20 protein-coding genes and 1 pseudogene are annotated in these 20,152 nt (G+C 37.6%); 7 read left to right on the top strand and 14 right to left on the bottom strand.

Annotated features, from left to right (window positions below; translation table 11 throughout):
- Positions 1-2 precede the first annotated feature (2 nt).
- The 3 genes from J678_RS13585 to J678_RS13575 are packed head-to-tail and all read right to left on the bottom strand — an operon-like array spanning position 3 to position 1,217.
- Complete coding sequence (locus J678_RS13585) at positions 3-290, bottom strand: hypothetical protein (RefSeq protein WP_017393857.1); 288 nt, start codon at positions 288-290, stop codon at positions 3-5.
- 6 nt (positions 291-296) lie between these two features.
- Positions 297-668, bottom strand: coding sequence for a hypothetical protein (locus J678_RS13580; protein WP_017393858.1), 372 nt, complete (start codon positions 666-668; stop codon positions 297-299).
- Positions 669-683: 15 nt separating this feature from the next.
- Positions 684-1,217 carry a hypothetical protein gene (locus tag J678_RS13575; RefSeq protein WP_017393859.1) on the bottom strand — a complete coding sequence of 178 codons (534 nt, stop codon included), beginning with the start codon at positions 1,215-1,217 and terminating at the stop codon, positions 684-686.
- 169 nt (positions 1,218-1,386) lie between these two features.
- Here J678_RS13575 and J678_RS13570 point away from each other — a divergent pair, with 169 nt between their 5' ends.
- Positions 1,387-2,742, top strand: coding sequence for a hypothetical protein (locus J678_RS13570; RefSeq protein WP_017393860.1), 1,356 nt, complete (start codon positions 1,387-1,389; stop codon positions 2,740-2,742).
- A 177-nt stretch (positions 2,743-2,919) separates the two neighbouring features.
- Here the strand turns inward: J678_RS13570 and hchA are convergent, their stop codons facing one another.
- From hchA to J678_RS13550, 4 genes are all read right to left on the bottom strand, one after another.
- Complete coding sequence (gene hchA / locus J678_RS13565) at positions 2,920-3,795, bottom strand: glyoxalase III HchA (protein WP_017393861.1); 876 nt, start codon at positions 3,793-3,795, stop codon at positions 2,920-2,922.
- Positions 3,796-3,996: 201 nt separating this feature from the next.
- Complete coding sequence (locus J678_RS13560; RefSeq protein WP_017393862.1) at positions 3,997-4,995, bottom strand: NAD(P)H-quinone oxidoreductase; 999 nt, start codon at positions 4,993-4,995, stop codon at positions 3,997-3,999.
- Positions 4,996-5,041: 46 nt separating this feature from the next.
- Positions 5,042-5,935 carry an AraC family transcriptional regulator gene (locus J678_RS13555; protein WP_017393863.1) on the bottom strand — a complete coding sequence of 298 codons (894 nt, stop codon included), beginning with the start codon at positions 5,933-5,935 and terminating at the stop codon, positions 5,042-5,044.
- A 158-nt stretch (positions 5,936-6,093) separates the two neighbouring features.
- A complete protein-coding gene (locus tag J678_RS13550) occupies positions 6,094-6,912 on the bottom strand; it encodes an undecaprenyl-diphosphate phosphatase (RefSeq protein ID WP_017393864.1) in 819 nt (272 codons plus the stop codon).
- Positions 6,913-7,256: 344 nt separating this feature from the next.
- Here J678_RS13550 and J678_RS0104210 point away from each other — a divergent pair.
- Both J678_RS0104210 and J678_RS13545 read left to right on the top strand, forming a co-directional pair.
- Positions 7,257-8,057, top strand: a pseudogene (locus J678_RS0104210) (PaaX family transcriptional regulator).
- Between the two features lie 107 nt (positions 8,058-8,164).
- The gene (locus J678_RS13545) at positions 8,165-9,145 is read left to right on the top strand and encodes a fatty acid desaturase family protein (RefSeq protein WP_017393865.1); all 981 of its coding nucleotides are present in this window, start codon (positions 8,165-8,167) and stop codon (positions 9,143-9,145) included.
- Positions 9,146-9,177: 32 nt separating this feature from the next.
- On the opposite strand, the gene J678_RS0104205 is transcribed toward J678_RS13545, so the two are convergent.
- A complete protein-coding gene (locus J678_RS0104205; RefSeq protein WP_025466167.1) occupies positions 9,178-10,233 on the bottom strand; it encodes an AraC family transcriptional regulator in 1,056 nt (351 codons plus the stop codon).
- A gap of 157 nt (positions 10,234-10,390) precedes the next feature.
- Here J678_RS0104205 and J678_RS13540 point away from each other — a divergent pair, with 157 nt between their 5' ends.
- Both J678_RS13540 and J678_RS13535 read left to right on the top strand, forming a co-directional pair.
- Positions 10,391-11,089, top strand: a complete 699-nt coding sequence (locus tag J678_RS13540; RefSeq protein WP_017393867.1) for an NAD(P)H-dependent oxidoreductase — start codon at positions 10,391-10,393, stop codon at positions 11,087-11,089.
- A 600-nt stretch (positions 11,090-11,689) separates the two neighbouring features.
- Positions 11,690-13,195 carry an outer membrane protein transport protein gene (locus J678_RS13535; protein ID WP_002051542.1) on the top strand — a complete coding sequence of 502 codons (1,506 nt, stop codon included), beginning with the start codon at positions 11,690-11,692 and terminating at the stop codon, positions 13,193-13,195.
- Between the two features lie 58 nt (positions 13,196-13,253).
- Here the strand turns inward: J678_RS13535 and thrH are convergent, their stop codons facing one another.
- Complete coding sequence (gene thrH / locus J678_RS13530; protein ID WP_002051289.1) at positions 13,254-13,871, bottom strand: bifunctional phosphoserine phosphatase/homoserine phosphotransferase ThrH; 618 nt, start codon at positions 13,869-13,871, stop codon at positions 13,254-13,256.
- Between the two features lie 184 nt (positions 13,872-14,055).
- On the opposite strand from thrH, the gene J678_RS13525 reads away from it, so the two are divergent.
- Together J678_RS13525 and J678_RS13520 are read left to right on the top strand one after the other, a co-directional pair.
- Positions 14,056-14,790: a phosphoadenylyl-sulfate reductase gene (locus J678_RS13525; protein ID WP_004885416.1), complete on the top strand. Its 735-nt coding sequence runs from the start codon at positions 14,056-14,058 to the stop codon at positions 14,788-14,790.
- A 172-nt stretch (positions 14,791-14,962) separates the two neighbouring features.
- Entirely contained in the window at positions 14,963-16,348 is a 1,386-nt protein-coding gene (locus J678_RS13520) for a WS/DGAT/MGAT family O-acyltransferase (RefSeq protein WP_002051325.1), read from the top strand.
- Positions 16,349-16,377: 29 nt separating this feature from the next.
- On the opposite strand, the gene J678_RS23125 is transcribed toward J678_RS13520, so the two are convergent.
- From J678_RS23125 to mreC, 5 genes are all read right to left on the bottom strand, one after another.
- On the bottom strand, positions 16,378-16,551 hold the full coding sequence (locus tag J678_RS23125; protein WP_001103036.1) for a PA1571 family protein: 174 nt from the start codon (positions 16,549-16,551) through the stop codon (positions 16,378-16,380).
- A gap of 141 nt (positions 16,552-16,692) precedes the next feature.
- Entirely contained in the window at positions 16,693-18,147 is a 1,455-nt protein-coding gene (rng, locus tag J678_RS13510) for a ribonuclease G (protein WP_031955746.1), read from the bottom strand.
- Between the two features lie 113 nt (positions 18,148-18,260).
- Positions 18,261-18,821, bottom strand: coding sequence for a Maf-like protein (locus J678_RS13505; RefSeq protein WP_004885414.1), 561 nt, complete (start codon positions 18,819-18,821; stop codon positions 18,261-18,263).
- Entirely contained in the window at positions 18,809-19,300 is a 492-nt protein-coding gene (gene mreD, locus J678_RS13500) for a rod shape-determining protein MreD (RefSeq protein ID WP_002051447.1), read from the bottom strand. Before mreD ends, J678_RS13505 begins: the two co-directional genes overlap by 13 nt.
- On the bottom strand, positions 19,287-20,144 hold the full coding sequence (mreC, locus tag J678_RS13495; protein ID WP_002051136.1) for a rod shape-determining protein MreC: 858 nt from the start codon (positions 20,142-20,144) through the stop codon (positions 19,287-19,289). The genes mreD and mreC overlap by 14 nt, the downstream gene beginning before the upstream one ends.
- Between the last annotated feature and the right edge of the window lie 8 nt (positions 20,145-20,152).

The raw sequence follows: 20,152 nt of genomic DNA, 5'->3' as shown, positions 1-20,152 counted from the left end.
GTTCAATTTCCCTTTGACAGAGTAGTCAGTTCTTCCAGGGTTACTAGCTTATAACCGCCTTCGAAATCATTCTGTGCTGGCAACGAATCATCTTTAAACCCCATCCAAGATTCAAGTGTACGGTCATCAGGATGAGTGTAGATCGCCGTAGCACCGTTGCGGTCTATGAACTTCTGGCTACCTTCAATTTCCATTTCAAAGCCATTCCACTCATAGCCAAGTTTAAATAGAAGCTCTTGGGCCTGGTCAAAAATTTCATTAGATGGAGTCTCAATACATAATCTAATCATTTAAGTCTACTCTTCAAAGTTCGCCCAAACTGGTTGAATAAAATACTGTTTATCGGACTCAAAGAGCAAACATATAAGTATTCTATGCTTGGTGATCTCCTCAGCCACTTCTACGGCGCTTTCTATAGACTGGAAGACTTTAGCCAGATCCGGGATTTTTGCATAAGCAGTGTTTACCATGGCTTCTGTTTCCTCAAATACGCTTAAAAATTCATCTGTATCCGGCAAATGAATCACATATCCTTTAAACTCACTACCCTCAGGAAGATTAAGATGTTTCTTTGCTTCCTCAATTGTAATTCTCTCACCTTCTAACTTACGTTCTTGTGCCTGCTTGATGCGCACTTCACGTGAGCCTCTTTGTTTTGCCTGGCCCATTAATATCCCCTTCTACTATTCTGAAATGATTTTACAGTCTTTGGTACTGTCCAATTTTAAAATGTTATAAAGCGCTGTATTGTCTTGAGGCAGTTTAAATTTTACATCCACATTTTTATCGCCAGTGGTTATGTATCTAACAGTTAGAGTATCCGAATTAATCATATTACCTACGATCCCGCATTGAGGGCTTGATTGACCGTGGAAAGCAACTGTTTCAACCTTATTCGTCAAACCACCAATACTTGAAGAGGGAGTTAGATTAAAAACTCTCCCTTGAGTGGCTTTGTAAACAATCTGTTTGCGTGCTTCAATCTGGTCTAGGCTATTAGTTGAAAACTCAAATACAGCTCGTTCTGTAGGTGCCACTTTTAATGCAGGTATACCAATTTTTTTCTTATAAACTTTTAACTTACTGTCACCAGATTCACTACTGATTTCCACAGCTGGAACTTCACCATCAATATCCTTCACAGATGACTCTTTCCACTCTTGAGCAAACGTTAATGATGGAACCAACAAAGACCCAATAACAATAAATTTATTCATCTTATTTATCACAAAAAATTTTATTAGAAATTTAAATATACACGTTCAAGTATATGGCCGAAAGAAAATTTAAGAAGGAGTGCTCAAATTTGACTTTTTTTGCAATCCTTACTTAAACGATGTCTATAATAAAAAACTATATTTATTTTAGACACTTCGGGGAGTAGTTGTGGCCAATTTAACAGATATGGAAGAACTTCTGCAAAGAATTGATAATGAGCAGATCAGAGATTATATGAGAGAAGCTTTAACATGTTATATGACAAAAGCATATCGAGGATGTATTGTCTTAAGTTTTATTGCCTTATTTGATGATATTACTAATAAATTAGAAGTACTAACCCCTATTAATAAAGTAGCACGAGAAATTTATAGTGAGATAAAAAAAAGAAAAGAAGAGCAACAAGTCTATGAAAACTATTTAATTGAACAATTAACAGCAAATAAACTATTGCCTGAGATTGATGCTGTTTTTGCAGGTATTTTAAGAGAATTGAGAAATAAATCGGCTCACCCATCCGGTCACCGCCCAAGCGCAGAAGAAGCTAGATATGTTTTTTTTGAAGTTATAGATAGATTTTTATCAAAACCAATTTTTTCGACAACACATTTAGTTGATGAAATTTTAGAAAGATTAAAAAATACCAACTTCTTTGTAGATGTAAAAATAGATCAAATCGCAGAAGTTGTTAAAGAAGAAGTTTCATCCTTACATGTTCAAGCGTTCCCCGTATTAATCAATAAACTAATAAATCAATTAGAAAAGCAAGAAGATGAAACTCTGCTTAAAAATGTCAGATACTTTATTAACGGATTAGCTAAACTCAACCAAAATGAAGTTAATAATAATCTTAAAAATATTATTGTAAAAGCTAAAAGCGACAATACAGATTTCAATGACTTAATATTAGAAATCATATCCTTACAGCCAGTTATTTTTTTAAATTCAGATAAAACCCCTAAAGCCAGAATTAAAAAAGTGCTTTTAGAAAAATTTGAACTTTCGAATTTATCATTACATCAACAACAGGTTAGACATCCAGCTAATGTTTTAGTAAATCTTTCGAGCGTATACTCAGATAAAGACTTCAAAGATAATTTCTCTGAGATATTAGAAAAATTGTTCAGAAAATCCCCAAATTTAAAATTGTACTCCCCTGTTTTTAAAGACAAGCCTCAAGTTTTTGCAATGTATTTAAAAGAGGTTAAATCTCGATTAGGTTCCAATACATTCGATATAGCAAACGAATGGTGTGAAATGATCCGGGATATTGAAGAGGTTTATCTAAATTATATTGATGATAGACAAGCTTTTGAGATTATTACAGCTATTTCCTACTCTGCCAAAACGGGTGCTTTTAAGGCAGAAAATATTGTGAGAGGTCAGTTTTCTTCAATTTTAGCTACAAAAGACAAAGCTATGAAATACATAAAACTTCATCTGGATGATGCTCAAGCACATTTTAAATCACAAGTTGAAAAAGATTTGCCTAGCTTCCTTAAATCTCAACAAGCTCTCAATTGAGAGCTCCTTTCAGAATGATTGCTTTTCAAGCAAATGGAATTTCTAGAAACAAATAAGTACATTTGAAAATAAGGATACAAATGAGGATACAATTCAATATAGAAAACACATAAACCCATACAAAATAAGGTTTATATAGCTTTGTTCTATCCCCGCAGGGCGCACATATTGAATAACTTAATCCTTCACTTCAGCCAACAATGTTTCAGCTGCAAGCTTGCCCAAATTATTAGAAGCAAGCGGACTATCGCCTGTTAGCAATTTACGATCTCTATGACATTGTCCGGTAATACCAGTGTTCAAAATCTTCACACCGAGTTTTTCAAGGTTCTCACCGACTAACCACGGTAAAGCTCCCGGCATATAACCGATATCAATATTTGCCCCCTTATCTAATGAATCAGGGAATACACAAATTTGATAATCTTTAAAAATATAATTCTCAGGTTGTTCCTCTACTGCCGCAGCCAATAACGAAGCTGGACCATGACATAAAGTAATAATAAATTTGTCTTGTTCAACTGCCCATTTCAGAACTTTTTTGACATCCAAGCTATGTGGAATCTTAGCTAAAACACCATGCCCACCTGGAATAAATACAGCTGCATATGGTGAGTTTTCCCCTACTACATTTTCTAAAATGTCAGCAAGTTTTAGTGGATTTTTTAGTTTATCTGCATATTTATGGAAAGTATCTAATACCACCTGCTCTTGCTTTGGCATTGCCCACATTTCAAGTTTGGCTGGATTACCGGAAAGTGTCGCAACGTCAATTTCAAAACCAGCATTATCTAAATGGAACATTGGCAAAAGCATTTCTACTGGATGGTTTCCTGTAGAAAAGAACTTACCGTTTTGCATCTGGATATAACGCTCATCAGTTGCAATCATTAAGACCTTTTTATTGCCCGTATACGGCGCTGGGTAGGTCGTACCGTCATAATCTGTTTTAGGAGATGTATATTGGCTCAGTGAGTACGGTGATGGGAAGAATGCATTATCTTCTGCCAAATCTGGAGTCGGATTTTTATCATTTGATGCTGGAGTATTCATTGTTACCATCCTTTAGAATTGAAGAACGAAATAACAGCTTTAAGCCGGTTATTATTTCTTAGTAAATGTATATTCAGATCAAGAAACTGATGCAACACGCCAATAGAATTTGGCAATTTTTATATAGAAATAGGCACAATTAATAATTATAAATTTCAGTTTAGGCAAACATGCCGTTCACCTAAACTGTCACAGATTAAATTAAGTATTGATTTCTAAAACGATCTTTCCAATATGGTCACCTTGCTCCATACATGCATGGGCACTTTGTACATCTGAAAAATCATAGGTTTTATAGATTTGCGGTAAACACTTGCCTTGAGCTAAGAGCGGCCATACATGTTCATATAAGGACTGAGCAATCTGTGCTTTTTCTTGGCTATTACGCGCTCGCATCGTTGAGCCAGTAATCGTTGCACGTTTTAAAATCAGTTTTTGTAAATCAAATTCTTTTGCAATTCGCCCTCCCATAAAACCAATAATGACCAGTCGACCATCACGCTTTAATAGATTTAAGTTTTTCGAGAAATACGAACCACCCACAATATCCAAAATCACATCAACACCTTGGTCTTGGGTGTGTTTCAAAATTTCTTGCTCAAAATCTTGGGTTTTATAGTTAATTGCAGTCGTTAAATTAGAGAGTGCTTCAACTTTATCTTCACTTCCAACTGTAGCAAAAGTTTTAATCCCTAAAGCATGGCAAATCGCTAAAGCGGTGGTCCCAATACCACTTGCCCCACCATGAATCAGTGCTGTTTCATTTTCTTTTAAACGGCCGATATCAAACAGATTTGCCCAAACTGTAAAGAATGTTTCCGGAATTGCAGCAGCTTGAGTAAATGTTAGATTTTCAGGTATGGGAAGTACTTGCGTTGCTGTGACAGTACAATACTCTGCATAACCACCACCGTTGGTTAAAGCACAAACCTTGTCTCCAACTTTGAAGTGTTGCACTTGATCACCTACAGCAACTACGACCCCAGCGACTTCAAGACCCGGAATTTGCGTAACACCTTTTGGCATTGGGTATAAGCCCATACGCTGCAATACGTCTGGGCGGTTAATTCCAGCAGCTTTTACCTCAATTAACACTTCATCTGCTTGAGGAACTGGAACATCTGAATCTTGAAGTTTTAAGACCTCAGGTCCGCCAGGAACCGTAATTTCAACAATTTTCATGGTTGTTGGAAGACTCATTGATATGCTCCATGTTTGGTTTATATTTTAAATGTATTGATTTACTTTAATTCATTGAAGATTTAGGTGGAACTCCAAACAGCCGTTTGAACTCTCGACTAAACTGTGAGGCACTTACATACCCTACCTGATAGGCAGCTTCCGCAACACCCATTTGATTATTTAAGATTAAATCACGTGCTTTATGTAATCGAGTAATCTTAATGTACTGTAATGGAGAATAGTTCGTGACTTTCTTAAACACTTGATGAAAAAGAGAGACACTCATTCCTGCTTGTTTAGCAAGTTCCTGAACCGTTAAATTATGATAGTAATCTCTTTGAATAATTTCACAAATTGTATAAATCACACTATTTCGACTTATCATAGCCGAAAGATTTTCGATTAAATCACGGCTACCCGCCTGCAAAACCCTATAAATAAGCTCTCGTTTTATCTGCTCTCCCAATATCGCGGTATCTTGTTTAGAACGAAGTAAATTCAATAAGCGTAAAGCAACCTCAGATATTGCCGCGTTCATGTCTATAATATTTAAACCACAACTGAGCTTTATATCTCTTTTTTCAAGTTCGTCTATAGATAACTGCTGCTCTTTGTTCATTTTAGTGGCTAAATCAGCCATCATTTGTGCTTCAAATTTAATCGCAATTGCCAGCATCGGTTCATTTTCAACCCATGTATCGCAGTCAAAAGGAATAGCAATCGAGATGAGTAAACACTGGCCTTGTTGAAACTGAAAAGTATCTTTCCCGATATAACCACGCTTTACGCCTTGTATCACTAAAACAATTGAAGGCTCTTGTAATACGGCGACAGGCTGTGTGGAATGATCTACCCTCATAAGAGTGATATTTGGAATATAGGTGGGATACAGCCCTTCTTGAGGAGCCAAATATAAAAAAGCCTCTACCAAACTTTTCATCAGATCATTCTGTTGCATTGCTTTATTTTTTACAGGCTATTTAAGATTTACTATATCAATCAAACTAAAAGGAAAAAGCGTTTCTTGGTAGTACTTTGTATAAATAAGCAAGTTAAAACTATTTTTAGGCATAAAAAAACCTAGAAGATTCTAGGTTTTTTCACTTAGTCTGACTATTAAGCAGATAAGTTAAAGAACATTGCTGCAATCAAAATAATGACACCGAGCACAATACGGTACCAAGCAAATACGCGTAGCGTATGGCGCTCAACAAAAAGTACCAGTGCCTTTACTACAAATAAAGCTGCAATAAATGCTGCAACAAAACCAACACCAATATTAATCATATTGTCTGAGGTCAACACATCAGCATTTTTAATTAAGTCAAATGTCGCTGCACCTAACATGGTCGGCATTGCAAGGAAGAACGAAAATTCTGTTGCGGCTTTACGTGATAAACCTGCAAACATCCCGCCTACAATTGTCGCACCTGAACGAGAAGTTCCGGGAATCATCGCAACACATTGAGCAAGACCGACTAAAAGTGCCTGCTTAAACGTGATTTTTGTCGCATCTAGTGTTTTATGCTCAAACTGTTTAGATTCAACCCAGAAAATAATCAGTGCACCAACAATGAGGGCAATCGCAACCACAATTGGGCTAAACAAAACGCTTTTAATAAAATCGACGGCTAAAACACCAATAATCACTGCTGGGAAAAAAGCAATTAATACACTAAAAGCAAAATGACGCGACTCTACATCGCCACTAAAGAAGCCTTTAATCAAGTTAATAATTTTTTGTCGATATAACCAGCATACTGCCAAAATAGCACCTAACTGGATCACTACTTCGAATACACGACCACCATCTGAATGGAAATCGATAATATGACCAAATAAAATCAAATGGCCAGTACTGGAAATTGGTAAAAATTCAGTTAAACCTTCAACAAACCCTAGAAATAGTGCTTTTATAACTTCAAAATTTTCCATCACTTGCTCAAAAAGTTAATCACTAGAAAGGTCTAAAAATTTGTTTTATATCATGAACGAACCAACATTTTGGCCAAGCTCATGTTCAATATCAGATCATTTCTAGCATTTTGGTTATTGCCTTTAATTAAAGACCGATTATTTAAAGTGCAATAATGTATCACATCATTATGACAAACTTAGGTTAACTATCGTAAAAAGATAAAATCTAATCAAAAACAAATCGTCTTCTAGTTATAAATAAAAGCTCTTAAACTTAAGCAAGCCAAGAAACCATCTTAAAACATCAAACAAACATGATATTATTTCAAGCATATGTCATTTATATTTAAAATTTAAACAGAATGAAAAATACTAAAATCAACGCACGTCATCTGATTATCGATCTCTTTCTTTCCTCTGCTTATCCTCAACTTACGATTAAACAAATTTTGGTGGCTGCCAAACTGTTTAACTTAAGTGAAAATGGTATTCGAGTTGCGACAACCCGTTTATTAAATGAAGGTATGATTGAAAGCGTAGAACGCGGAATTTATCAACTTTCACCTTCTACGAAAGATTGGGCAAAAGTAATACTCAATCGTAAAAATGGTATTAAACAAACTAAAGAATGGCAGCAACATTATCTTGCTGTATTTACAGGCACACTGGGCCGTATAGACCGAACTGCTCTTAAAAAGCGTGAACGTGTACTGCGTCAATTTGGTTTTAAAGAATTAGAAACTGGTATTTACATCCGCCCAGACAATTTAGCTTATAGTTTTGAAAAAACCTGTGAGGAGCTTGTTTTAGCTGGGCTAGAGAAAGAAGCAAAAATTTGTATTATTCAGCATTTCGAACCCTCAACGCTTAAGCAAATTTTTTCTTTATGGGATACCAAACAACTCGAAAAAAATTATGAAATGTATAGTCGAGATATCACACACTGGCTTTAAAACTATACTCATCTCTCCTTGAATGATGCCGCAGTTAAAGCCCTTCTTTTAGGTAGGGAAACGATTGCTTTACTCATGAATGATCCCCTATTACCAGCACCATTTGTAAATGAGTCTGCGCGTAATCAATTTGCTCAAGATGTACAGCAGTTAGACGCGATCGGCCAAAAACTTTGGAAAAAAATATATGAACAAGAACTAAATCTATAATCATCTGATTTATTTTTTTACAAACAAATATTTCACTTTTTAATTTTTTATGACTATATTTGTAATATAAAAATATAGATACCGAACTCTAATTTGGGAGAATAACAATGAATACGCAGGTAAGTGTTACGGACCTATTTAGCAGAGAAGAAATACAAGAGCTTACAGAACCTTCAGATGCATATGGTGCTTGGGCGGTTGCCAGCACATGGGCTGTTATTGGCGGAACATTCGCTAGCTTAATAATGATGTGGGACTACTTACCGAGTTGGGGTAAATTATTAGCATGTATGCTTGCCTTAGCAATCTTGGCGGGTCGTCAGTTATGCCTCGCAATTTTAATGCACGACGCGTCTCACAAAAGTCTATTCAAAAATAAAAAAATAAATGATTTCGTAGGTGAATGGCTATGCGCCCGCCCCATCTGGAATGATCTTCAAAAATATCGTGTACATCATGTTCGTCACCATGCAAAAACGTCTACCCCAGATGACCCAGATCTTTCTTTAGTTGCTGGTTTTCCTGTCAGTAAAAAGTCTCTGACTCGTAAATTCTTACGCGACTTAACAGGTATGACTGGCTTAAAGTTTAGCTTAGGTCGAGTTTTAATGGATCTGGATGTCATGAAATGGACTGTTGCCAATGATCAAATCTGGCTAGACCGCAGTCATAAAAATTTCGTTGACTATGCAAAGAGTATTGCAAAAAACAGTACAGGTGCTATTGCAACGAATTTAGCACTTTATGGCGTTTTAAAAGCATTTGGTCAACAACGTTTTTATTGGTTATGGCCTCTGGCTTACTTAACTCCATTCCCACTTTTTTTACGTATTCGCTCTATGGCAGAACACGCTGGTATGCAAACCAGCAATACTGCTTTAACCAATACTCGAACAACACGAGCTGGATGGATTGCGAGAAGTTTTGTTGCGCCAATCCACGTAAACTATCATATGGAACACCATTTAATGGCTTCTGTACCATATTTTAAATTACCGCGTATGCACCAGATATTAAGAAAACGAGGGCATGTTCCAGTCCCGCCTAGCTATTTTGAAGTGATTCACTCACTTTCATCGAAACCATAATCATCAATTTAAGGCATATTAGAAGATCACTTTCAATTTTGTGGTCTTCTTGATGATTCACTTATATCTAAATTTTTTAGTTTTAACTGAGTTCGATAATACTTAGGTGTCACTCCCATCCAGCGTTTAAAAGCGCGAGTGAAATGGGATGTATCTGCATAACCTAAACTTAAAGCCACAGTTTCAATTGATGTCGAACTATTTTCTAAAAGATGATGTGCATATTGTTTTCGAGTTAAATCAACTAATGCTGAGAAACTTGTATTATCGGTTGCCAAGTACCGCTGTAAGCTACGTTCTGACATATTCATCATTTGAGCGACTTGTTTAACTTTTAATATTTCTCCCTGATTATTGATCAATAATTTTTTTATGACTTGGCTAACTTCTGCTTTCCATCCGCTGCGTAACTTCAATTTATCGAGATCTTTTTTACACTGTGCTTTCAGTAAAGGTGCAAGCATCGGGTCGGCCGTTAGGATAGGCTGCGATAAATATTCTTTTGGAAAAATCCAGACATTCTGTTTTTCATTAAATAAACAATCTACACACAATTCGTTTTTTAGTTTTGAAAACCCGACAGGTTCAGACATATTTAACTTAACTGTACCTAAAGAAGATAATCCTGTGAGATGCTTCGCGATTTGAACGAAACCTAATAACAAAAAAATAGTAGCATCTGGACTCAATTGAAAAGCTTTCAAAGGCTGGTGTATAGACCAGTAAATATAATCTTGTTCTTGTTTTAACTCAGGTTTAAAGGCATCACAACGGGCCCCTATAAATTGCTCAAGCATTTTTAAGGCCTCTCCCAAATTTGTACTGACCATGGCCGCCATACCCACTGAACCATAACAAGACACTTTCATTTCCAAAGCCAAATAACCCGCCAATGCTGGCTCATAAGTGAGTTGAATCGCATGCTCAAGTAAGTTATTTAAGGAATTAAATTCAACATACCAATACGGTTTGTTTAATTGTTCTAATGTTATGCCACTTCCATCTAAAAGCTGCTCAGCAGAGATATTCAAGCGCTTAACCATATCGACTAATAAATTAATATAAGTTCCGGGTAATTCTGGGTTCAGGTTTGGTCCACTAGAAATCATAAATATGGCGTCAAATGGTAAAAACTGTCAGTTCATGAACTATGCCATGCTTTTAAATTGATGCATAGTTGTTCAAAACGAAACCCGCTAAATTGCACTAGACAGTACAATTTCTGAAAAGAATACAGGTTACCTTATGAATATTCTGATCGTTCATGCTCATCCAGAGCCACAGTCTTTTACAACATCATTAAAAACCACAGCCCAGCAAACTTTTAAAAAGTTGGGTCATCGTGTAGAAGTTTCTGACTTGTATGCAATGCAATTCAACCCTGTAGCTTTCAAAGAGGATTTTTTAGAACTCAATCAACCCGACTATTTCAATTACGCATTAGAACAACGTAATGCCGCCAAGCAAAACCTTTTAGCACCTGATATCCAAGGGGAAATTGAAAAGGTAAAACGAGCAGATTTGATCATTTTAAACTTCCCTCTTTACTGGACTTCTGTCCCGGCAATTTTAAAAGGATGGATTGATCGCGTATTCGTTTCAGGACTTTTTTATGGCGGAAAGCGTTTTTATAACCACGGTGGTATGGCGGGTAAAAAAGCGATGCTCTGTTTAACACTGGGCGGTAGAACGCATATGTTTGGCGAGAGCTCCATTCACGGACCAATTGAACATTATCTCTCACCCATTCAACGCGGCACCTTGGCTTATACTGGTTTTGAGGTTCTTCCACCATTCATTGCCTACCATGTACCTTATATTAGCCAAGAGGCACGAGAAACTATTCTTGAAGACTATATAACGTACCTTACTCACCTCGACCAGCTAGAACCTTTAAAATTTCCCAAACTTGAAGAATTTGATGAGAAGTTATATCCCCTTTAATGGTATGTTTTAGCTCTAAAAGCAGACTAACCAGACCTATTTCTCATTTTTTGGTTATTCTTTGGAATATAATAGAAGATCTTAACTAGTCTTTAAACCCTCTCAAAAATTGATCAATTGGTAAAAAAATTGCTTAATTTCCACCCATTAATTAAGAATATAAAACTTAATCAATAATATACACATGTAGAGAAACTAGACTTGTCCAGTAAAAATGATAACTAATACTCAATTCATAACCAATCAATTCATATTTTTACAAAAAAATCTTTGGCCATTTTTTTTGGATTTATGACAAAAATGTCATAAATCTAAAGCCTATTAATAATAGATAAAAAATATAAATATCAAATATTTAAAATAATTTAATAATGTAAATATTTCTCCATATTTCATTCATTATTGACATTTTTTGTATAAAAAATGAGTACTCCCCAGTTCATATAACAGATTTACTCTTAGTGTAATTATGCTATTTTTGTTACATGGAGTTATCAAAGCTTTGAAACTTGTAATTAAAAGCTTTGAAGGCAACACAGTTTAAACGGTTTAACTCTGTTACTTTTAAAAAAATGTCTTGAAGTTCAAGGAAAGATTAAAATGAAATTAAAACATCTGAGCACTGCAATGATTTTAGCAACGCTGCCTGCAACTGGGGTTTTTGCAGCAGCTTTGGATCGCTCTGGACAGTCAATGTCCGCATTCTTACAACCAAATAACTACTTCGAAGCAGGTATTTCTGTTTTAGATCCAACAGTAGAGGGTAAAGAAGCTGGGGTAAGTGCAACACGCCGTAATATTAGTGATATGGGAAATGACTACTACTTTCCTAATGCCGCACTAAAACTACAACTTTCTGATAAGTTCTCTTTTGGCTTACTTTACGATCAACCTTTTGGAGCTGACGCTGAATATAGTGGTCAAAACGTATTTGTTTCTGACCCATCTAATACTATTTTAGCTCCAGCAGCCCTAGATAGTATCCGCACAAACACTATTAATACAACTTTTAACAATTTGACTGCAGACCAGCGTGTAGGCGCACTTCTTAAAGCTCAAGGAGTAGACTTAACATCACAAGTAGGTCAGCAACAATATATAGCAACTCTAAATGCCTACAATAATGATCCAACAAAAAAAGCAGTTATTGATGCCGCTGTTAAACAAGGTGTTGCAACACAAGTAGATGCAGGAATAAAACAAATTAATGGTCTACTTGGAACTGGTAATACAAAAGTTAAAGTTGATACTCAAAACTTATCTTTTGTGTTCGGTTTCCAACCAAATCAAAACTGGAATATCTACGCGGGTGGTGTATATCAAACAGTAAAAGGAAATGTAAGTCTCCGCGGACAAGCGTATAGTATTTATAATGGTTACGATGCTGATATTAAAGAAACAGGTGGCGCAGGTTGGTTAGCTGGTGTTGCTTATCAAATACCTGAAATTGCGCTTAAAGCTTCCTTAACCTATCGTTCTGAAATTGATCATGACGTAAATATTCGCGAAAAAATCCCTACACTTTCAGCTTTATCACTTTTAGGACAAGATGCGGCGGCAGCGGCAATTGCTAATAGTTCAGCAGATACAACAATCACGACTCCTCAATCAGTAAACTTTGATTTCCAGACAGGTATCATGGCTAATACGGTTGCGTTTGCCAATGTACGCTGGGTGAACTGGAAAGACTTCTCAATTCAACCATATAAATTCGGTCAACTTTCAAAAGTAGTTGGACCATTAGCAGATCCAAGTCGTCCAAATGGCTTTAACCTAGTTGAATATTCAGACGATCAATGGACAGTGAATGCTGGTGTAGGTCGTAAGCTTAATGAAAAATGGGCAGGTAATGTCTCTGTCGGTTGGGATTCTGGCGCAGGTAACCCGGTGACTACATTAGGCCCAACAGAAGGTTACTGGAACGTAGGTGTAGGCGTTCAATATAGCCCTACTCCACAAACATTTATTGCTGGTGGTGTGAAATACTTCTGGTTGGGTGATGCTAAAGCACAAACTGGTGCACAAGCTGGTAGCGATCAATATGTTGCAGAATTCTCTGATAACAACGCGATCGCCTATGGTTTAAAACTTGGCTATAAATTCTAATTTTCAAACTCATTCATATAAAAAAGGCGCTTTAAGCGCCTTTTTTTATTGTCCATTCTTAAGCAGGAATATTACGCTGCGAAACTGAACGAATTGCTTCTTTTAGGGCATCATATCCATTAATTGCTGGGAACTGTGGGAATTCCGCAATGACGTTGGCAGGTGCATCAAATAAGAAGCCATGATCAGCTTCACCAAGCATGGTTGTGTCATTATATGAATCCCCTGCCGCGATTACACGGAAATTTAAACCGTGAAGCGCTTTAACTGACTCGCGTTTTTGGTCTGGTTGACGAAGTTTATAAGCTGTAATCATCCCATTTTCATCAGTTTCTAATTTGTGACAGAAAATTGTTGGCCAGCCTAATTGCTTCATTAGAGGATGAGCAAACTCATAGAAAGTATCGGACAAAATGACCAGTTGGAAATGATTACTCACCCATTCAACAAACTCTTTGGCACCTGGTAATGGCCCCATCTCGGCAATAACTTCTTGAATATCATTTAGGCCTAGACCATGTTGTTTTAAAATATTCAGACGCTGAGTCATTAAAACATCATAATCGGGAATATCACGAGTTGTTGCTTCTAGTTCTTTAATCCCTGTTTTTTTTGCGAAATTGATCCAGATTTCAGGAACTAAAACTCCTTCAAGATCTAGGCATACGATTTCCATGAATGCTTCCAACGTTGGTTAAAAATTGCTGTATCATACCATTAAGATTTTCAGATTTGCGTTGTTATTGATCAAATCAATTTTATTCATAAGGATTGAAATTAAAGTGCTAAGCAATTTATTCACTATCCTTTAGAATATTTTTCATAACACAATGCGCCCAAGCCTTTTGCCAGGAACACCCATGACCGTTATTCCGACTATTGATATCGTTGATGCTCTCGCGACTGAATATGCAGCTAAAAGCCCACGTGAGATTTTAGAGCTTGCATTAAGCCAACAAGGTGAAATCGCAATTTCTTTCTCTGGAGCAGAAGATGTAGTCTTAATTGATATGGCTTCACGTTTAGGTAAACCCTTCCGTGTTTTTAGTCTTGATACTGGGCGGCTGCATCCTGAAACTTATCAATTTATTGAAACTGTTAGTAAGCACTACAATATTAATATCGAGATTTGCTTCCCGGAATCTGAAGCTGTGCAAAGCATGGTAAATGAAAAAGGCTTATTTAGCTTCTTTAAAGATGGACACCAAGAGTGCTGTGGTATTCGAAAAGTTCAGCCTTTACGTAAGAAACTTGCGACTTTAGATGGTTGGATTACAGGCCAGCGTAAAGATCAAAGTCCGGGTACACGTACTGAAATTCCGGTGGTACAAGCAGATGCTGGTTTCTCTGGTCCGGGTAAGCAACTCATTAAATATAACCCGCTTGCGAACTGGTCTAGTGCTGATGTGTGGAGTTACATCCGCATGATGGAAATTCCATACAACCCTCTACACGAGCGTGGTTTTGTTTCTATTGGCTGTGAGCCATGTACACGTCCAGTACTTCCAAACCAGCATGAACGTGAAGGCCGTTGGTGGTGGGAAGAAGCAACACAAAAAGAATGTGGCTTACATGCAGGCAACTTAAAAAAATAGTCTGGTATAAAAAAACCACTGATGAATCAGTGGTTTTTTTTACAGTTATATCTCGTACACAAAGTCATATTTAATCTGTAATAAACGCTATATACTAAATTTTACGGTTCTATAATTCTAATAAGAGCTCAGTTAAGGGCTTCTTAGAAAAAAGCATGAGGCACAACGAGTTATGCGTCCATTACACCCTATTGATTTTATTTTTCTATCGTTAGAAAAAAGACAACAACCGATGCATGTTGGCGGATTGTTTTTATTTGAAATTCCTGAAAATGCCCCTGAAACTTTTGTTCGTGATTTAGTAGAAGAAATTCGCCAATCAAAAAGTATTCCTGTCCCTCCCTTTAATAACCGTTTAAATGGCTTATTTTGGGATGAAGATGAAGAATTCGATATCGATCATCATTTCCGCCATATTGCCTTGCCTCATCCTGGCCGAATTCGTGAATTACTCGTATATATTTCGCAGCAGCACAGTTCTTTAATTGACCGTGCAAAACCTCTGTGGACCTGCGACATTATTGAAGGGATCGAAGGTAATCGTTTCGCGATGTACTTTAAGATTCATCATGCCATGGTAGATGGCGTTGCGGGTATGCGCTTAATTGAGAAGTCTCTATCAAAAACACCAGAAGAAAAACATGTGGTTCCACTTTGGTGTGTAGAAAGTAAAAGAACAAAACGCTTAAAAGTACCAAAACCAAGTACTAGTAAAATCAAAAGTATTTTAGGAGGCATCAAGTCACAGCTTGAAGTTACTCCGAAGGTCATGCATGAGTTATCACAAACCATCTTTAAAGAAATGGGGAAAAATCCTGACTATGTATCGACTTTTCAGGCGCCAGTTTCAATTTTGAATCAACGCGTAAGCGCTTCACGTCGCTTTGCAGCCCAATCTTTTGAATTAAGTCGCCTTAGAAAGATTTCTAAAGCGCTTGGTGTGACCATTAATGACGTCGTACTTGCTGTATGTTCTGGAGCATTACGTGAATACCTGATTAGCCATAATAGCTTGCCTAAAAAGCCTCTTATTGCGATGGTGCCCGCTTCACTGCGTACAGATGACTCTGACGTAAGTAATCGCATTACGATGATTCTAGCGAATTTGGGGACCCATAAAGACCAGCCTCTAGAACGACTCGAAATTATTCGTCGTAGTATGCAAAATTCAAAGCAACGCTTTAGCCGAATGACTGCAAATGAGATTTTAAACTATAGCGCTGTAGTTTATGGCCCAGCAGGTCTAAACATCATGTCTGGAATGCTTCCTAAGCGTCAGGCATTCAATTTAGTGATTTCTAATGTACCTGGCCCACGTGAGCCACTTTATTGGAATGGTGCGAAATTAGATGCGCTCTACCCTGCTTCTATAGTCATGGATGGGCAAGCGCTTAATATTACGATGACAAGCTATCTGGATAAGCTTGAAGTAGGTTTAACAGCATGTCGAAATGCTTTACCTAAGATGCAAAACCTTTTAACCCATCTTGAAGATGAGATTCAACGGTTTGAAGAAATTATTGAGGAAAAACAGCTGAAACATCATTCAGCAAGTTAAGAAAAATTAAGGGGCTTTGAAATGGCCCCTTATTTTTTAATTGCGCGGCACTGGTTAAGCAACTGATGACATACTGAACGGATCATCGCAGTTGTAATCGGTACTTCTTTACCTTGGTCATTCAACATATAGCAGCTATTTACTGGCGTGCTTTCTAAAACATGTTTAAGACCGTTGCTAATTAGGTTTTCACTTACATTCATGGGTTATACCTCTTATTGTTTGCTAAGACGTTTTAAACAGGGAGAACGTCTACGGCTACTGTATGCAAGTAGTATTTAAAATTCATGAATGAAAGTAAAATTTCAGTTGTAACAAGGATTAAGCGATATCTTGTTACAACTTTAACTTAAAATGATATCGTATTGCTCTTGCGTATATAAATTTTCGACCTGAAATTTAATAACTCTGTTGATAAAGTGCTCTAAATCAGCCACTGCAGGGGCTTCTGCCGTTAATAATCGGTCAATTACAGAAGGATGAGCAACGACAGTAAAGCCACTCGTAGACTCAAATGCACGCGTATATCGTAATATCTCTCGAAATATTTCGTAACACACTGTCTCTGCCGTTTTGACAAAACCAAGCCCCTGACACGTTGGACAAGACTCACATAACAAGTGTTCTAATGATTCACGTGTTCTTTTACGTGTCATTTCGACTAAGCCAAGTTCAGACACCTGTGTGATTTTTGTTTTGGCGTGATCACGTTCAAGCATTTTTTCAAATTGACGCATCACCTCTTCACGATGAATGGCTTCTTGCATGTCAATAAAATCAATAATGATAATACCGCCCAGATTTCTTAGTCTGAGCTGACGTGCGATCACTTGAGTCGCTTCCATATTGGTCTTAAAGACTGTGTCTTCGAGACTACGACCACCGACATATGACCCTGTATTGACATCAATGGTAGTCATGGCTTCTGTCTGGTCAATCATTAGATAACCACCAGACTTTAGAGCAACGCGTGTTTGTAGAGCTTTTTGAATATCTTCTTCGACGTTATAGAGATCGAATAATGGACGTTCACCCGGATAATGAATCAGGCGACTTTGCATATTCGGCACAAATTCATCTACAAACTCACGCAGTTTGCCGTGAATTTCTCTCGAATCGACATAAATCTTTGCTGTTTCTTCGCTTGCCAAATCACGAATAATTCGTTGTGGTAGTGGTAGTTCTTCAAAAATTAAAGAAGGAACTGCAACATCCACTTGTTTACGCTGGATATATTCCCATAGCTTGCTGAGGTAACACATATCTTGCGCAATCTCAGCATCATCTACGCCTTCAGCAGCAGTACGGACAATCACACTACCGGGTAGATTATGCTCTGCCTGAATACCTTCGATGATATTACGTAAGCGTTCACGCTCTTCTTCTGACTCAATACGCTGTGAAACACCAATATGATTACCATACGGCATAAGAACTAAATAGCGAGAAGGAATAGAAAGATCTGTACTTAGACGAGCACCTTTAGTACCGAGCATGTCTTTCATCACCTGAACGGTTAGAATTTGCCCTGGATGAAGTAATTCAAAAACATTAGGAGTTGGCTGTGAACGAGGCCAAACCATATCATTAATATGCAAAAAGGCTGTTCTAGATAATCCGATATCAACAAAAGCCGCTTGCATGCCCGGAAGCACGCGGACAACTTTACCTTTGTAGATATTGCCGACAAGTCCTCGCTTCACTGTACGTTCAACATACAGCTCATTAACAGTTCCATTTTCGATTAATGCCACCCGACACTCCATAGGTGTGACATTAATAAGTAGTTCTTCTGACATACATAAACTCAAAGCATTATAAAATTTTTATTAAAGAGTCAGAGGGACTGTTAATGTCGCTTTGTCCACTATTCATCGACAATGCAATTCAATCAAGAATTATCAACAACCCCTTATGTCTTCACTCTTTTGAATAACTGTGAAAATTCGTACAAAGGAAGCCCTACCACATTACTATAACTTCCTTGAATTTTGGGAATATATTGCGAAGCAATTCCTTGAATTGCATATGCACCGGCCTTCCCTACAGGTTCACCTGTGGCCCAATAATCTTCCATATCTTGCGCAGTCATTGATGCAAACTCAACTTGAGTTTGCACCACTTGACTCAAGATTTGCTGCTGTGTTGCAATACAAATTCCGGAAAACACATCATGCCAACGGCCAGATAATTGTTTCCAGATTTCGAAGGCATGCTGTTTTGAGTCAGGTTTACCAATAATCTGACCATCAAGCCCAAGACTTGTATCGGCAGCAATAACCACGGCATCTGGAAAAATATTTAATACAGCTTGCGCTTTTTCTCTTGCTAAACGTTCAACATATTGATGAACCAGCTCACCATCATGAATAGATTCATCAATATCAGGGCTATAAATTTCAAAATTTAAGCCCAACTGTTGCAACAATTCTCTACGACGCGGAGAACTGGAAGCTAAAACTAAATGCGCCATTTTGCTAAACAATAATAAACAACAGGCCAAGTTAAGATGCTTGTTATTAATGGTTGCCAATGACGAGCAATCGAAAAATGAATGCCCCCCATCGTTTGGGTTACCCACATAAATGCCAAGTGAGCAATAATCACTAAAATGGCAATCGTCCATAAATTAACGAAAGTTAAAATCCGACGTTCACGTATTAAAAAGCGGGTAACAAAGGTAACAATAACAAAACTTAAGGCATTTAAGCCCAAAGGTGCATCAAGCAAAAGGTCTGTAAAAATTCCCATGCCAAATGCAAACCACACTCCACACCATGTTGGTTGGCAAACGACCCAAAACAACATGATCATAAGCATGAACAATGGACGCCAGCCAGAAATATCGTAGGAAAGTGGGTAAACCATGAGCACAGAACCCACGATAACGGAGAGAATAATTCCCCATAGTGGATCTTTACGCTTCTCACGTTTCAGTTTAGCGATCGGCATAAGGTTGCTCCTTCGCTAATGAGTCAGAGAAAAGCACAACCACGTGATGTCCTGTTGCAAGCTGAGCAGCTGGAGTAATATCAATTTCAGCAAACTCACCTGAATTATGACGACGGATTTTAGCCACCGTACCTACTGCATAACCTGCAGGGAAATGCTCACCTAAGCCAGAACTCAATACTTTATCGCCAACCTGAATATTTGCACTAGTTGGAACATATTCCATTTTCAAGCGACCTAAATCACCAGTTCCCGAAACAATCGCACGCATACCTGTACGCTCTAAACGAACAGAGAGTGAATGCTCTTTGTCTGAAAGTAACATCACACGTGAACTATGAGGATATACATTGATGATTTGCCCCATAATCCCTTTATCATCTAGAACCGTTTGACCAACCTTAAGATGATCCATTGAACCGCGGTTAATAATGATAATGTGACGTAGCGGATCGGCATCTGTTCCAATCACTTCGGCAATTTCCATACGACCATCAATAATTAATGGCGTATCAAGTAAACCGCGTAATCGGGTATTTTCAGCAGATAATTCAGACAGTTTCTGCAAACGAACCTGAGCCTGTAACAACTCAGCCTGCATTGCAGTGTTTTCACGGCGCAGTTGTGTTTCAGATTTAGTTTGTTGATTCAGCCATTCTCTCGACAGTACCGGATAGCTTGCAAGCGCATAAATTGGATTATATGCAGCGTACAAGACATCCCTTGCTGGCTGAATTACATAAGGCATGCGCCAATCAAAGAACAGCACAACCAAGCATGTAATGACCGCAATAATGAACGAGCGGAAAGATGGCGGCTGTCTTGAAAAAATATTCGGTTGCACCGCCTAAT

Source organism: Acinetobacter sp. 1424608 (genome assembly GCF_000588255.1).
Lineage (GTDB): Bacteria > Pseudomonadota > Gammaproteobacteria > Pseudomonadales > Moraxellaceae > Acinetobacter > Acinetobacter nosocomialis.
The sequence above is the reverse complement of the archived record's forward strand: the minus strand, read 5'-3'. Positions and strand labels throughout refer to the sequence as shown.

What these genes read in the sequence shown, in the direction of transcription:
- J678_RS13580 (WP_017393858.1), bottom strand. Translation starts at nt 668, where the DNA reads ATGGGCCAGGCAAAACAAAGAGGCTCACGTGAAGTGCGCATCAAGCAG.
- J678_RS13545 (WP_017393865.1), top strand. Translation starts at nt 8,165, where the DNA reads ATGAATACGCAGGTAAGTGTTACGGACCTATTTAGCAGAGAAGAAATA.
- J678_RS13560 (WP_017393862.1), bottom strand. Translation starts at nt 4,995, where the DNA reads ATGAGTCTTCCAACAACCATGAAAATTGTTGAAATTACGGTTCCTGGC.
- J678_RS13505 (WP_004885414.1), bottom strand. Translation starts at nt 18,821, where the DNA reads ATGGCGCATTTAGTTTTAGCTTCCAGTTCTCCGCGTCGTAGAGAATTG.
- J678_RS13575 (WP_017393859.1), bottom strand. Translation starts at nt 1,217, where the DNA reads ATGAATAAATTTATTGTTATTGGGTCTTTGTTGGTTCCATCATTAACG.
- J678_RS13520 (WP_002051325.1), top strand. Translation starts at nt 14,963, where the DNA reads ATGCGTCCATTACACCCTATTGATTTTATTTTTCTATCGTTAGAAAAA.
- J678_RS13585 (WP_017393857.1), bottom strand. Translation starts at nt 290, where the DNA reads ATGATTAGATTATGTATTGAGACTCCATCTAATGAAATTTTTGACCAG.
- J678_RS13540 (WP_017393867.1), top strand. Translation starts at nt 10,391, where the DNA reads ATGAATATTCTGATCGTTCATGCTCATCCAGAGCCACAGTCTTTTACA.
- hchA (WP_017393861.1), bottom strand. Translation starts at nt 3,795, where the DNA reads ATGAATACTCCAGCATCAAATGATAAAAATCCGACTCCAGATTTGGCA.
- mreD (WP_002051447.1), bottom strand. Translation starts at nt 19,300, where the DNA reads ATGCCGATCGCTAAACTGAAACGTGAGAAGCGTAAAGATCCACTATGG.
- J678_RS13525 (WP_004885416.1), top strand. Translation starts at nt 14,056, where the DNA reads ATGACCGTTATTCCGACTATTGATATCGTTGATGCTCTCGCGACTGAA.
- J678_RS13550 (WP_017393864.1), bottom strand. Translation starts at nt 6,912, where the DNA reads ATGGAAAATTTTGAAGTTATAAAAGCACTATTTCTAGGGTTTGTTGAA.
- J678_RS13535 (WP_002051542.1), top strand. Translation starts at nt 11,690, where the DNA reads ATGAAATTAAAACATCTGAGCACTGCAATGATTTTAGCAACGCTGCCT.
- thrH (WP_002051289.1), bottom strand. Translation starts at nt 13,871, where the DNA reads ATGGAAATCGTATGCCTAGATCTTGAAGGAGTTTTAGTTCCTGAAATC.
- J678_RS13555 (WP_017393863.1), bottom strand. Translation starts at nt 5,935, where the DNA reads ATGCAACAGAATGATCTGATGAAAAGTTTGGTAGAGGCTTTTTTATAT.
- rng (WP_031955746.1), bottom strand. Translation starts at nt 18,147, where the DNA reads ATGTCAGAAGAACTACTTATTAATGTCACACCTATGGAGTGTCGGGTG.
- J678_RS23125 (WP_001103036.1), bottom strand. Translation starts at nt 16,551, where the DNA reads ATGAATGTAAGTGAAAACCTAATTAGCAACGGTCTTAAACATGTTTTA.